Origin of the sequence: Poritiphilus flavus (assembly GCF_009901585.1) — a bacterium.
Classification (GTDB): domain Bacteria; phylum Bacteroidota; class Bacteroidia; order Flavobacteriales; family Flavobacteriaceae; genus Poritiphilus; species Poritiphilus flavus.
In genome coordinates, this window is the sequence record NZ_WXYO01000009.1 from 157,972 (window position 1) to 170,510 (window position 12,539).

8 protein-coding genes are annotated in these 12,539 nt (G+C 45.7%); 5 read left to right on the forward strand and 3 right to left on the reverse strand.

The window, feature by feature from the left end; genetic code table 11:
• Positions 1 to 5: 5 nt before the first annotated feature.
• The 5 genes from GTQ38_RS19890 (at position 6) to GTQ38_RS19910 (ending at position 6,069) form a co-directional block, all read left to right on the forward strand.
• The gene (locus GTQ38_RS19890) at positions 6 to 1,169 is read left to right on the forward strand and encodes an alpha-hydroxy acid oxidase (protein WP_161437331.1); all 1,164 of its coding nucleotides are present in this window, start codon (positions 6 to 8) and stop codon (positions 1,167 to 1,169) included.
• A 953-nt stretch (positions 1,170 to 2,122) separates the two neighbouring features.
• The gene (locus tag GTQ38_RS19895; RefSeq protein WP_161437332.1) at positions 2,123 to 2,827 is read left to right on the forward strand and encodes a caspase family protein; all 705 of its coding nucleotides are present in this window, start codon (positions 2,123 to 2,125) and stop codon (positions 2,825 to 2,827) included.
• Between the two features lie 18 nt (positions 2,828 to 2,845).
• Entirely contained in the window at positions 2,846 to 3,592 is a 747-nt protein-coding gene (locus tag GTQ38_RS19900; protein WP_161437333.1) for a hypothetical protein, read from the forward strand.
• Positions 3,593 to 3,613: 21 nt separating this feature from the next.
• Positions 3,614 to 5,458, forward strand: a complete 1,845-nt coding sequence (locus GTQ38_RS19905) for a sensor histidine kinase (RefSeq protein WP_161437334.1) — start codon at positions 3,614 to 3,616, stop codon at positions 5,456 to 5,458.
• On the forward strand, positions 5,455 to 6,069 hold the full coding sequence (locus GTQ38_RS19910) for a response regulator (protein WP_161437335.1): 615 nt from the start codon (positions 5,455 to 5,457) through the stop codon (positions 6,067 to 6,069). Before GTQ38_RS19905 ends, GTQ38_RS19910 begins: the two co-directional genes overlap by 4 nt.
• Here GTQ38_RS19910 and GTQ38_RS19915 read toward each other — a convergent pair.
• The 3 genes from GTQ38_RS19915 to GTQ38_RS19925 all read right to left on the reverse strand — a co-directional run bounded on the left by GTQ38_RS19915 (position 6,066) and on the right by GTQ38_RS19925 (position 12,539).
• Entirely contained in the window at positions 6,066 to 7,232 is a 1,167-nt protein-coding gene (locus GTQ38_RS19915) for an ATP-binding protein (RefSeq protein ID WP_161437336.1), read from the reverse strand. The genes GTQ38_RS19910 and GTQ38_RS19915 overlap by 4 nt on opposite strands.
• A 109-nt stretch (positions 7,233 to 7,341) precedes the next feature.
• Positions 7,342 to 11,064, reverse strand: coding sequence for an eCIS core domain-containing protein (locus tag GTQ38_RS19920; protein WP_161437337.1), 3,723 nt, complete (start codon positions 11,062 to 11,064; stop codon positions 7,342 to 7,344).
• Between the two features lie 32 nt (positions 11,065 to 11,096).
• On the reverse strand, positions 11,097 to 12,539 hold the full coding sequence (locus GTQ38_RS19925) for an eCIS core domain-containing protein (RefSeq protein WP_161437338.1): 1,443 nt from the start codon (positions 12,537 to 12,539) through the stop codon (positions 11,097 to 11,099).

Here is a 12,539-nt window from a genome sequence, read left to right on the forward strand (position 1 = left end):
ATACGATGGGAAGATTGCGCAAACCAGATTTCGATCCTCGCTATCCCTCGGTGGAAGACCTGAGGGCAAGGGCAAGGAAACGCATACCCGGTTTTGCTTTTGAATATCTGGACGGAGGCTGCAACGAAGAGGTCAACCTTCACAAAAACACCGCTCAGATCAGGGAGGTTGAATTGAAACCCAAATATTTGGATACCTTCTCAGAAGCCCGGCTGGAAACCGATTTATTTGGTCACCGTTATAGCGCACCCTTTGGTATTGCTCCTATAGGCCTTCAGGGACTCATGTGGCCAAACGCTCCTGAAATCCTCGCTAGCGCCGCCTTTGAGCACAATATCCCGTTTATTTTGAGTACGGTTACCACCAGTCCCATAGAACGGATCAGCGAGCTTACCGAAGGCAGAGCCTGGTTTCAACTATATCACCCCAGCGAGGTGGAAGTTCGGAACGACATCATTTCGAGGGCAGAGGCCGCGGGCTGCCCCGTTCTGGTCCTGCTATGTGATGTGCCCACCTTTGGTTTCCGCCCGAAAGACATTAAAAATGGATTGGCAATGCCTCCAAAAATGACTGGCAGGAATATTATGCAGATGCTGGGCAGGCCTGGCTGGGCCCTGCAAACCCTGAAACACGGTGTTCCTCAGTTTGCTACGCTCAAACCATATATGCCCAAAAACCTGGATCTTCAGCAATTGGGAAGTTTTATGGATCAGACCTTCTCCAAGCGTATGACCCTTGAAAAAATCGCACCGATAAGAGACCTTTGGAAGGGCAAACTGGTTCTAAAAGGAGTGGCCACCGAAGAAGATGCCCTTAAAGCCATACAGTTGGGTCTGGACGGCATAATTGTTTCCAATCACGGCGGCCGACAGTTGGATGCCGGGGAGTCTACCATAAGACCGATGACCAGGATCGCGGAAAAATACGGGGATCAGATCACTGTGATGATGGACAGCGGAATGCGTTCCGGACCGGACGTTGCAAGGGCCATAGCCAGTGGATCCCGGTTTACCTTTATGGGACGCTCTTTTATGTACGGCGTTTCCGCCCTTGGGAAGCATGGCGGCCATCACACTATTGCCTTACTGAAAACACAGTTGAAACAGATCATGGAGCAAATCGGATGTGCCGAGGTAACAGATTTTCCAAAGCATCTTGTCCGGGAGTAACCCCAAGGATTTTCTTAAATAAAAATGAAGGAAGCTGCAATAAATGTTGCCTGCTTGCCTAATTAAAAGGAAAGAAAAAACCCTCCACTTTCTGTATCACCAAGAGTTCCCCGAAACAAAAGTGTACATTTTCATGGAGGGTTAAGGTATTACGAGTTAATGGTTATGTCATCAGGCTATTGAATAACGATTTCTGGTTTCGGTTGTATTTGCTTCTCAAACGAATTAAAAATCGCAATTCCGACTCCGTCAACTCATATGCTTCTTTTATAGCCTCAATTTTATCCTTTCTGAGGTAATGTGCAAATATTTCTAATTTGTTTTCAATTTTCATAGCAAAACTCTTTAAAAACCCGACATTTTTTGTAGGGCAATGCCGGGTTTTAACTAGGTCAACTTAACTAACTCAATATTTTGTGTTTAAAGCAACTAGCTTTGGCGATTTGTCCCGGAGCCCGCATTCCAGATGGGTATTCAGATCGCTGTTCATGAGGTATCGGACGATAGTATGATGAAACCATCGAAGAAAGGACATCGGGGAATAATTCATTTTGATCGCTTAAGTAAATTGCTTTGTATATAGGACGCAAAATAGTGTTGAAACAGAGGTCGATCAATACCCAACAATGGGTATTTTTTAAGAAAATCCGTGAGAAAATTCAACAAAATTGTAATTCGTTTACAAATACGGCATGGAAAGCCTAAAAAAGGTGTCGAAAATCATAATTAAAAACCTTGATATTTCTAATAATATGGGCGGTGTTCCTTAAATTGGCTTAGAAGTTCTTTTGGGTATTTCAAAGACCCGCTGATTCCTAAATAGAATATGTAAAAAGTATTATATTACTTACATTTTCAATTCTTTATTCTTTCATTTTGAGCATTTTAATATAAAAATCCCTATCAATGGGGATAGTATTTCTGAACTTAAAAGTCTTACTTGTTTCATATTTATGACTCGTCTCTCCCTAATTGTCGGAATTAATTATTACCGTGATGCCAATACCCTGATTTCCTGCCTGCAGGATATCCGGGATTGGAAAGATCTTTTAATGCAAAAGTTTGACTTTCCCGTCTCAAGTATTCGCATGCTTACCCAGGTAAAGGAAACTACAAAGAGGTCAATTCTCGACTCCTACCGGGATTTTTTATCTGCGCTGAAGGCTGGAGATTACGGAATTTTCATTTTCTCCGGTCATGGAGGACAATTTATTGTGGACGAAGGCGGAAAGCAAGAGCTGGTAGAAGGTCTTAGAACCAGTGACGATGTGATTTACAGCACTGAAATCCGTCAGCTTCTTGAATCCCACTTGAATCCGCATAGCCGTTTGGTTACCGTCATTGATGCCTGCCACTCCGGGGGAGCGACACTTCAGGGGTCCTCTGTCCCGAGTCCATGGCGCTCAGATCATCAGAATCATGTAGTATTGACCTCCTGCCGGCAATCGGAGCGTGCCTACGGAGACGCAATTGGCGGAACAATGAGAGGAGTCTTTACATATTATCTGTCTCAATCCTTGCAACAATCCCAAAAACTGACATTCAGAGAGTTTTTGGATTATATAAAAAACCATTTGCCCAATAAGCAAAAGGGCTACCACCAAACCCCACAATTTTTTGGTACCCCCGAAAATTTAGACCAAAGTATAATTGTGTAACCATTAAAACCCATACCGATGCATGAAAATTTGAAGTATAATTTGAAATTAGATGAAGGCATAGCTGCTTTTGAGACATTAAACATCAGTGATACCCCAACTGCTGAAGAAAAGGCCCAGATCGCTGATTGGCAACCCATCTTTTCTGAGACAAATTACGGAACCCACTATCTGATCTATGCGAAGTTTTTAGGAAAGAAGATTGACAAAGACGCGTTTCAGGTGGACAGGGTGCAGTTGTATCTGCAGAATTTTTCAGGTGGTGTTACCATTGGCATGACAGGAAAGGTAGATTTCTTCCAGTCAGCAAAAGACGCTACGGATCCGGATTACAAGGATCCCAGGTACCCCAACCGCCAGAAGTACAAGATCCAGGTAGGTTTACAGGGGATGGCAACCAATCAGGTCATGGATCACTACAAGCCTGAGAAGGAGATAGTGCTTAAAACCGGTGACATTGTTCAGGCAGAGGCTTTCTTCATTCCGGTGGATACCGGTATTTCAAAGATCTTTGATCCGGATGATATGACCAATTGCTGTTTTGTAGATGAAATATTTATGGAACGAAACGGGGATGAAATTTTTGTAACTTCAGTAGGCGAAACCCGCCTGAGGGATTTAGCGGCTTTTGAACGTATCGATCCGAAACAACTTGGTAAAATAAATATTGACCTTAATAAACCCCAAGATGGCGGTGGCGGTCCCGAAGAGCGGGGAAGTTATCACCCCTGCAAGCCTACCAGCGCCATTGTGGACGTACAATAAATGAAGTATAGAATATCCTTTATGTTTCTAATTTTGGGCGCCTTTGTTTCAGGCGCCCAAAATCCGTCAGCTCTTATAGACCGATTCCGGTTTTACGAGCTGGATACCGTTTCCATCAACCTTGACCAATACCATCAGGATGAAAAGCAGTTGATTCTGTGGCGCTTAGATTTTTTGAAAGAGTACGATATCAGTTCAGGACGCCATGATGAAATACTGAATTTCGAAGCATCCAAATTGCCGACTTCCCTGGCCCGCTTTCTGTATTATCTCAACTATGGAGATTATCTGTTTTATAAACACGATGATTCAAATACGGAAGCTAAGGATGCCTATGTAAGCGCCTTGGATATTGCCCTTGAAAAAAAAGATAAGAAACTGATATGCGAAGCGCTTAAAGGCCTTCTAAGTCTTAACCGCCAGTCTTATCTCCTCCGTAACAATACGGCTTCTCCTTATTTGCAATTGTATGAGCAACACAAGTATGACGAACTGGAAGACATCACCTATACCTATTACAAACTGATTTTCGATTTCCAATACATTGAAGTAGAAAGATGGGATAAGAACACCGCCCAAAAACTTCTGGATTTTGCAAAGAGCAGTCCTCACCATATGATCAATGGTAAAATATTCTATTTGTTGGATAGTTATGCTGAGGCCCAGGGAGATTTTGGGGGAGCAAGTTCGTTGAGCAAGCTGGCCCTGGAGGAATTCAAGAAGATCCCGTACAAATTTGCATCCACCCAAATTAAGAACACTTATATCAGTCTGGCCCGTAACTATGTACTGGATAAGGATTTTAAGAATGCCCAGTACGCGCTGGATCAAATCGATACTGATCACCGCAACAATCTTGAAAAGGAGAACTATCGCTTCGTTTACTATTATCAGGCCCTTATTGATTCTGTTAATCGGGATTTTAATAATGCTTTCAACAATCTAAGGATACACAACTATGAAAGCGAAATTGTACTGGATGCCAGAAACAAGAAACTTTTTGACGAACTGGAAGCTAAATACCAAAACGTTAAAAAAGAGCAGGAAAATCAGGTTTTACAGGCCAATATCAGAAAGGAACAGCGAGAAAAACAGTATCTGTTGCTCGGAACCGCGGCTGTAGTACTCTTTGGCGGCCTTATCGCGATGTTGTTATACCAGAACAAGGCAAAAAAGCAGAAATTGGCAGAGCAGGAAAAATTGCTGGAACAACAAAAAGTGGAAAATCTGCTGAAAGAACAGGAATTGATAAATATAGATGCCATGATCACTGGCCAGGAGAAAGAAAGACAACGTGTGGCTAATGAACTACATGACGATCTTGGAAGCCTCATGGCTACGGTCAGGCTCCATTTTGACAATATCCAGGGTGACAGGGAGGACCCGGCATTGCGGAAAGCGCAGAAACTCCTGGAGGAGGCTTATGAGAAAATAAGAGGCATAGCACATTCTAAAAATTCAGGGGTAATGGCCAATCAGGGCCTGCTTCCGGCGGTGCAAAAAATGGCCCATACCATCAGCGGCACCAATGCCCTGGAAGTAACTGTGGAGGATTACGGTATGGAAGAACGTATGGAAAATTCATTGGAACTGGCTATCTTCAGGATGATCCAGGAATTGGTGGCCAATATCATCAAACACGCGAAAGCCACAAGGGCCTCCATTCAGTTCACCCAGCACGAGGACAATCTCAACATCATTGTGGAAGACAATGGCGTTGGATTCAAAGGAAGCAGCTTTGGGGCCTTTAAAAGCGGAATGGGGCTTTCGAGTATTGAAAAAAGGGTGGAATTCCTGGAAGGTAGTTTTACAGTAGACAGTGTGCCTGGCAAAGGCACCTCAATTTTAATTGACATTCCGGTATGATACATCTTGCCATAGCTGAAGATCATCAGGCCTTAATCGATGGGATTGCCTCCTATATAGAGTTTGAGGATGACATCGCTTTGGTGGGTTACGCCAATGATGGTGAAGAATTGCTTAAACTGGTAAAGCAAAAAGAACCGCAGGTGATACTCTGCGACATCAGGATGCCGAAGATAGACGGCATAGAAGTGACCAAGAAAATCCTTGCTATGAGACCGCTTACCAGGGTCGTCGCTTTTACGATGTTTGACCAGGAAGAGGCGATCAAACAAATGCTCGATGCGGGAGCTGTTGGCTATATCCTTAAAAGCTCTTCCCTCAAGATCGTGTTGGAAGCCATCAGAAGCGTGGCAGGCGGGAATACCTATTTCGACAAAAAAATACATTTACCGGTAGCGGACAAGAACCATTCGAAAAGCATACTTTCTTCAAGGGAAAAACAGATCCTTGGTTTGATCGGTAGGGGGAAGACCTCAAGCGAAATAGCCGACGAACTCTATATCGGGAAAAGCACTGTGGATACCCATCGCAAAAATATGATCCGCAAACTCGGACTTAGCGGCCCGGGAGAGTTATTACGATATGCCGTAGAGAAGAAATACGACTTTTAAGCGTAAACAGAGAATACCTTCCCTTCTTTTTCCACTTCCCGACGGATCCCCTTAAGTACATCCTCCTTAAAGATCTCATCACTGCGTTTTGAGATGGATTTTAGACAGGCGTACTGCACTACGTTGATAATGTTTCCGCCGCTCAGTTCGTAATCACTTATCAGGGCCGGAATATCACTGCGTTTCTCAAATCGGATGTTCTCCGGGAATGCCTTATGAGCAATCAGCTGCCGTTCGTATTTATTCGGAAAGGGGAATTTAATGATGGCATTGAAACGCCTAAGGAAGGCCTCGTCAATATTGGATTTAAAATTGGAAGAAAGGATTACCAGCCCCTCAAAATCTTCAACGCGCTGTAACAGATAACTGACTTCCTGGTTCGCGTAACGGTCATGCGCGTCCTTTACCCCTGTACGTTTCCCGAAAATAGCATCCGCCTCGTCAAAAAATAGTATCCAGTCACGGTTTCTGGCCTTTTGGAACAGTCGCTCAAGGTTTTTTTCCGTTTCGCCAATGTATTTGGAAACCACGGTGGATAGATCTACCCGGTAAACCGGCTTTTTGGTGTATTTGCCCAATAGGGTAGCGGTCAGGGTCTTGCCGGTACCCGAGGGACCGTGAAACAGGGCGCGATATCCCGGTTTGATCTTTTTGGCCATTTGCCATTGCTGCATGAGAATATCATTATGAGCGATCCAGATCCGCAATTCTTCAATTTGCTCTCTGACTTCCTCCGTCAGCACCAGGTCTGTCCATTCCAGTTCGGTAAATATTTCCCGGGCCGGGAATTCAGGACTGAACCTGGGTTTGCTGCGTTCGCCTGTCAGGAAGTAATCCACATAATCCTGGGTCATGAGTAGCCTCCCGCTCATCTGAGGTTCACCTTCAGGAACTGCTTCCAGGTAAAGAATGCCCTCTTTAACCAAAGGCGCTGATTCTGCCAGCATGGCCGCGACCGCAATCCTTGCCTCAGGATCTGACCCTGCCAGTATAAACTGGGCAGTTTCCCCTGTAGGAATAACACCTCGGTGGTTTTTTCCCTTTACCCCTCCAAATTCCGGGAATTCGCCGCCCTGAGGCATGAATTCCTGAAGGATTGAGGTAAAGAAATCCGGTTGGATATGCGGAACAATGGCGAGAGCCAGAAGTAAATCACAATGCATATCTCTATTTAAATCGGAAGGCTTTTGATTGTTTAAAGAGCAATCATGCGTTAATCTGTTTTTTATGGCCTCTTTTAGTTTATTTATTAAGGCCGTTGTAGTTTTTGGCTTAATCATATTCTCCGGAATTAAAGTCATCTAATGTATGTTCTGGCGTATAAAGTGCTTCTTCTTTCTTTTTGGCCGCCCTTTCGGCTCCATGAATGCTTTTATCGCCTTTACCCCTGTGTATTTCTCGTGTGGCGATTACCAGGCTGATTTCGTCCAGAAGCTCATCTCCTTTATCTTCAACTTCCTGTTCGTAAACTTGCTCTACCCATAGGGATAAAATAGCCTTTTGGTCGGCTTCTGATTGTGCAGCCATCCGATCTTGTTCAGCCTGAGGCAGGCTTTTTATTTTCTTTTTCAATTTTATCCTAATACGGTTCTTTTTGGTCTTTTCAAACGTATTTGGGTTTTCTCCAACCCTATCGATATGGTGTGCTTCCAGATTGGGTGGTACACTCGCTACTTCAGCAGCGTATATATCGTTTACGATCCTCTGTGCCTTTCTTAAGTAATAGTAGATCTGAGCTTCGGATTCAGAAGCTCCGGCATCGTCTATAGCCTTATTGGTTTCTTTAATTTTATCTATCTTTTGTTGAGAGCTCAAAGAAGATCTCCTTATTAGGCTTGCCAGTACTGCTTTGTTTAGGGGTACGTCGGATGCCACCAGTTTGACCTTTTTCTCTTTGGGTTGTTCAGGGATCAGGACCTTACTGGTAGAAGTTGCCTCCAGGATTATTTCTGCAACGGCCAATAGCCTTTCCTCGGAAGAACTCAGTTCCTTGTTTGTGGGTTGCTCATCCTTTGGATTTACCTCTCCAATGATCACCCATTTTTTACCTTTTACCTTGGCTACCAGGGATTTAAGCTGATACCGGGCCTTAATCCCGGCTAGTATAGGTGTGATGAGCTTCTCTTGAATTCCCTTACCCTTAAGACGATTTACTGCGCCTACTGCTGTTTTCATGGCCTTGGCCAGGCGTGCTTTCGGATCTTTAGGAGTGCCGGCCGTAATCAATTTCTTCAGGAATGCCTTGGCTTTGCCAACGATCCAACCAATTACCTTGTCAATCGCCTGATCTACCTTCTTCTGAATCTTTTTAACTATGCTTACAATCTTCTTGGAGATCTTTCCAAGGCCCAGGAAATTTGCCAGGAAGCTGATGGCCAGGGTAAGCATGCCGGCCAGGGTTTGCTCCACCTTTTTAACCGCACCGCCAATTGCTCCGTTTGCAATAGCGGCCATAGAGTCCAGCACCGCCATACCTACCCGGGCGATCTGAGCGATCTTATCGATCAGGAAGGTTACGGTATCGTAAATAAAAAGAATGGCCTGTATAACCGCGCCTGCCGGGTTTAGGCTACTCACCAGCTTGGTGATCGCCTTGGTAACCACTTTGGTCACTACCCAGGATGTGATCTCACCGATGATCATGGATTTCAGATCACTCAACTGCTCTTTTATACGTTCCCACATGGCCAATGGCCCTTTGGTCACCAGGATGGTCACCAGCTCAAAACCGGTTTCCAAGGCCTTGACTGCAGGTTCCCCAAGATGTTTAACCAGTTTTAAGCGCAGATTCGCCCAGGAAATACCAAGGACCGATAGCACAAATTTTATGATCTCCTTGATGCTAAGAGATTGAGGGATATAGATCCCGGCGCCGGCCAGGGAACCCATCAACCAGTTGATCAGGGCCTTTTTGAGATGCGTGCCAATGTTTGCTGCAAATTGCATGAAACCCTGTTTGGCTGCCTCTACCAAATTACCTACAAAGCCAATTGGATTTTCAAGTATGCTGTTAAAGGCACCTCCTGCTTTCTTAAGCCAGGGTACCACGGCTGGCGCTACCACAGAAAAAATGATCTCCAGCAGCTGCAGCACAGTGCCGCCCGCCCAGGACATAAATTCGCCTGCGATATTTAAGAAAGCCTTCCCGATCTTTTCAAAGGCTCCGGCTACTAATACAATATCTTTCCAGGTCAGGGATTTTAGCGTTTGGATAATGGTGGATGGAATGCTGGAAACAAAAGTCATAAGTCCGGATAGCGCCCCCTTGAACCAGGAAAAAGCTCTTTCAATAGCATTACCTTTTTTAATGTTTTCCCAGACTTCTTCCTGCCCGATCAGCTTCATAAAACCTCCGATCAGGTTCTCAGCACTAGGTGGATAGGGATCTCCAGTTATCGGATCACTGCCCAGAACAACCCTTAAGAGATCATAGGCCGGGGTACCTTCTGCGAGTAGGGCAAGGGGCCGGAGTATAGCTTCTTTTACCCAATCCATCATCTGTTTTACCAACGATTTGGCAAAGGAAATAAGGCGTTTTATTGGAGTGGTAAAGATTCGCTTGGCCCTTCTCCAAACACCGCCCAGATCAAATATATCAGACCAGCTAAGCGAGTCCAGGAATTGGTCTATAGCATCTTTAATGGAAGCGCCAGTGATACTCAAACTGTCCATTTGTTCTTTGAACCAACTGCTTACCCTGGAAAAGATCCCATGGTTGTCCAGGGCATCCGTGATAAGCTTTCCTCCAGGCAGGAATTCTACCATAGCTCGGATAACATTACCGGCACTCCGGTCCACGGAACTCATATTGATGGGGTTTACACCCAGTATGATGGTGAACATGCGGTATCCCGGGATGTTGTTAGCCTTATCCGCGAAGTAATCCAGGGCATCACTGATCCCTAGCCGTTGAACTTTGGGCTGTGTATTGGATATTTGCGGTTTCCTGCGAACCGCTGCTCCTTGTTGTACCGTATGTGTTAGCTCATGGGCCAGAAGGCGCTGACCTTCCCTGCTGTTTGGATTGTACTGTCCTTCATTAAAGTAAATGTGGTTTTCATGGGTGAAAGCCCTCGAATGGAGATCGTTGTTCATGGCAGCGGCGCTGCTGTCATTATGGATCTTTACTTCTGAAAAATCTGCCTGGAACTGAGATTCCATAAATACCCGGGTGGTCGCAGGCATGGGTTCTCCTGAAGATTTACTGCTGGAGATCCCTCTGCCGACTGCAGCGGATGCCTCCGTGTTCCCGGATCCGTTTCTTTGAAGTGTACCTTCCTGGTTCTCCTCATCATCTGTAGCGGAGAATTTAGCCTGGACTTTTTCCTGTTCAGTTTCCCGTTCTTGCTCCTCCTCTTCTTCAACGGATTGAAGGCTTTCCTGAGCCTTGGTTTGAACAAATTGATTGCTGAGTTCGGGACTTATCTCGATGGGAGCAACAGGTTCCATATTGGCCTCTCCCTGGAAGGCAGCGGCTTCCTCAGGGCTTACCTCAGGCGAATCGTCTTCCTGCTTTAGCTCCTCTTCTTTTTCCTCACCTTCGGCAGCAGCTTTTTCTTCTTTTTCGCCAGCTTCAGCCTTGTCCGGCTTTTCTGCTTTTCCATCAGGAACCGGGGGTTCCTGAGTTTCAGGACTTTCCTCCGGCGGGTCCTTTTCGGGTTCTTTATCGGAACTTACTTCACTATCTTCTCCTGGTCTGGGTGGCATAATATCGGCAATCAGGGTATCCGGGTCTTTATCTGTTCCGGGACCCGCGGTCCTGGGGGCAGTCTGGATGCCGGGTGCGACGAAAGTATCAGTGGTGTGAAAGGCCGAAACACCAACGACCTGATCCGCCATTTGATCAGCTTCGGCTTCATAAATGCTGTCCGGGGATCCTACCTCAAGTTTTGCCTGTACGGAAGGTATAAAAGGGGCACTGCGTTCCCTGGGAGTAAAGACGGGGTGACGACTTACTTTCTTGGCGGGCGTTATGGCAGTGGTTTTGGTGCGCATGGATCGGATGAATCATTATTTCAAATGGCCGGTCATTCCGTAGCCTGTTGCTGAGCAGCTGCCTCTGCTTTGGCCTGGTCCCTGGCCGCCTTAAGCATCTGATCGAAATCAGTTTTCCATTTCTCCTGCTTTTTAAGCTTTTTGCTGTGCACAGTTCCCTTGTCGTAAATGATCTGTACAGCATCTTCTTCTGCACTTGCTTTCGCATAAATGGCATCTATCGCAGCGTTGATTTCATCGGCTTTTTTGTTCAAAACCGAATCCACAAAAGCGTTCATCGCCTCCTGCGATTCAGCGGTTCCTGTTTCTACATAAGGAGAAGCAGGAATGGCCGCCCTCGCTTCATCCTGATAACTTCGCGCTATGGTTTCAGTGATCTTAAAATGAATTTGCTCGTGAGAGAGCAGAATGTCTCTTTTGGTGTTAAAATTGACGTTATCTCCGAACTTTTGCTTAGCAGCCTCATCATCGGTTACCCACTTTTTCTTCCAGGACTCATCCGTTTCCATGATGCCTTTTAGGAATACTTTGGTTGGATCGAAGGAGATAGTTACTTTGACGGTAGTTCCGTCCCACTCCGCATTGGCACTCATATATCCGCTGCCTATGTCCAGTTTAACGGTAGTAGCAGTTCCCGCAGAATATTTGGAAGTTTCGTCCACAGGGCCGTTAAAGTCATCCCAGGTGAGGGCCCTGTAATCAATGGGCACCCTTTGAACACTGGCTGGAGTCATGGATTTACCTCCCTTAAGGCCTGGGTTAACCGCACCTTGTTGAATGGTATGGGTTAGCTCATGGGCCAGTAAGTGCCTGCCTGCTTTGGAATTTGGATCAAAATTACCCTGCTTAAAATAGATGTCGGATCCATGGGTAAATGCTTTGGAGTTGATTTGATTGTTGAGGTCATGCGCGGTGCCGTCTGTATGGATGCGAACATTAGCGAAATTCGCCCCAAAGGCACTTTCAAGTTGTAGTCTATCCTTGGGATCCAGTTTTTGACCCTGACCTTTTTGCTGTGCCAATTGTGCCTCAAAATCAGGCCTAATTGCACCCCTTCCAAGGCTTTTAGCCTGGACCTCTTCCTCCTCTTCCTGTGCCTGAACCTGCTCCTCTTCTTCCTCTTCCTGTGCCTGTACCTGTTCCTCTTCTTCTTTTTCGGCCTGCATCTGAACCTGTTCTTCTTCCTCGGCCTCCTGTTTTTGTACAAAAGGGGTCAGTCCGTCGGCCAGGGGCTTAGCCTGGACTTCTTCTTCCTCTGTCCCCATCCTTTGAATTTGACCTTCGGAAGAGGTTCTGTTAACCACTTCGTCAGCCGTTCGGTCTGCCTCTACTTCATAGGCATCGCCTGGCTTTCCAATGTTCAGTTTAGTCTGAACCGGAGGGATAAAAGGGGTTTCCTTCTGGGATTCGCTCCCTTCCACAAAATTTTGGGCACGTGGTTTGTTTCTTCTCCTGAATCTTCTTTTTGAAAACAT

Bases quoted from the DNA above. Each gene is read 5' to 3' on its own strand.
- GTQ38_RS19920 (WP_161437337.1), bottom strand. From the start codon at position 11,064: ATGCGCACCAAAACCACTGCCATAACGCCCGCCAAGAAAGTAAGTCGT.
- GTQ38_RS19900 (WP_161437333.1), top strand. From the start codon at position 2,846: ATGCATGAAAATTTGAAGTATAATTTGAAATTAGATGAAGGCATAGCT.
- GTQ38_RS19915 (WP_161437336.1), bottom strand. From the start codon at position 7,232: ATGCATTGTGATTTACTTCTGGCTCTCGCCATTGTTCCGCATATCCAA.
- GTQ38_RS19910 (WP_161437335.1), top strand. From the start codon at position 5,455: ATGATACATCTTGCCATAGCTGAAGATCATCAGGCCTTAATCGATGGG.
- GTQ38_RS19905 (WP_161437334.1), top strand. From the start codon at position 3,614: ATGTTTCTAATTTTGGGCGCCTTTGTTTCAGGCGCCCAAAATCCGTCA.
- GTQ38_RS19895 (WP_161437332.1), top strand. From the start codon at position 2,123: ATGACTCGTCTCTCCCTAATTGTCGGAATTAATTATTACCGTGATGCC.
- GTQ38_RS19925 (WP_161437338.1), bottom strand. From the start codon at position 12,539: ATGTTTTCAAAAAGAAGATTCAGGAGAAGAAACAAACCACGTGCCCAA.
- GTQ38_RS19890 (WP_161437331.1), top strand. From the start codon at position 6: ATGGGAAGATTGCGCAAACCAGATTTCGATCCTCGCTATCCCTCGGTG.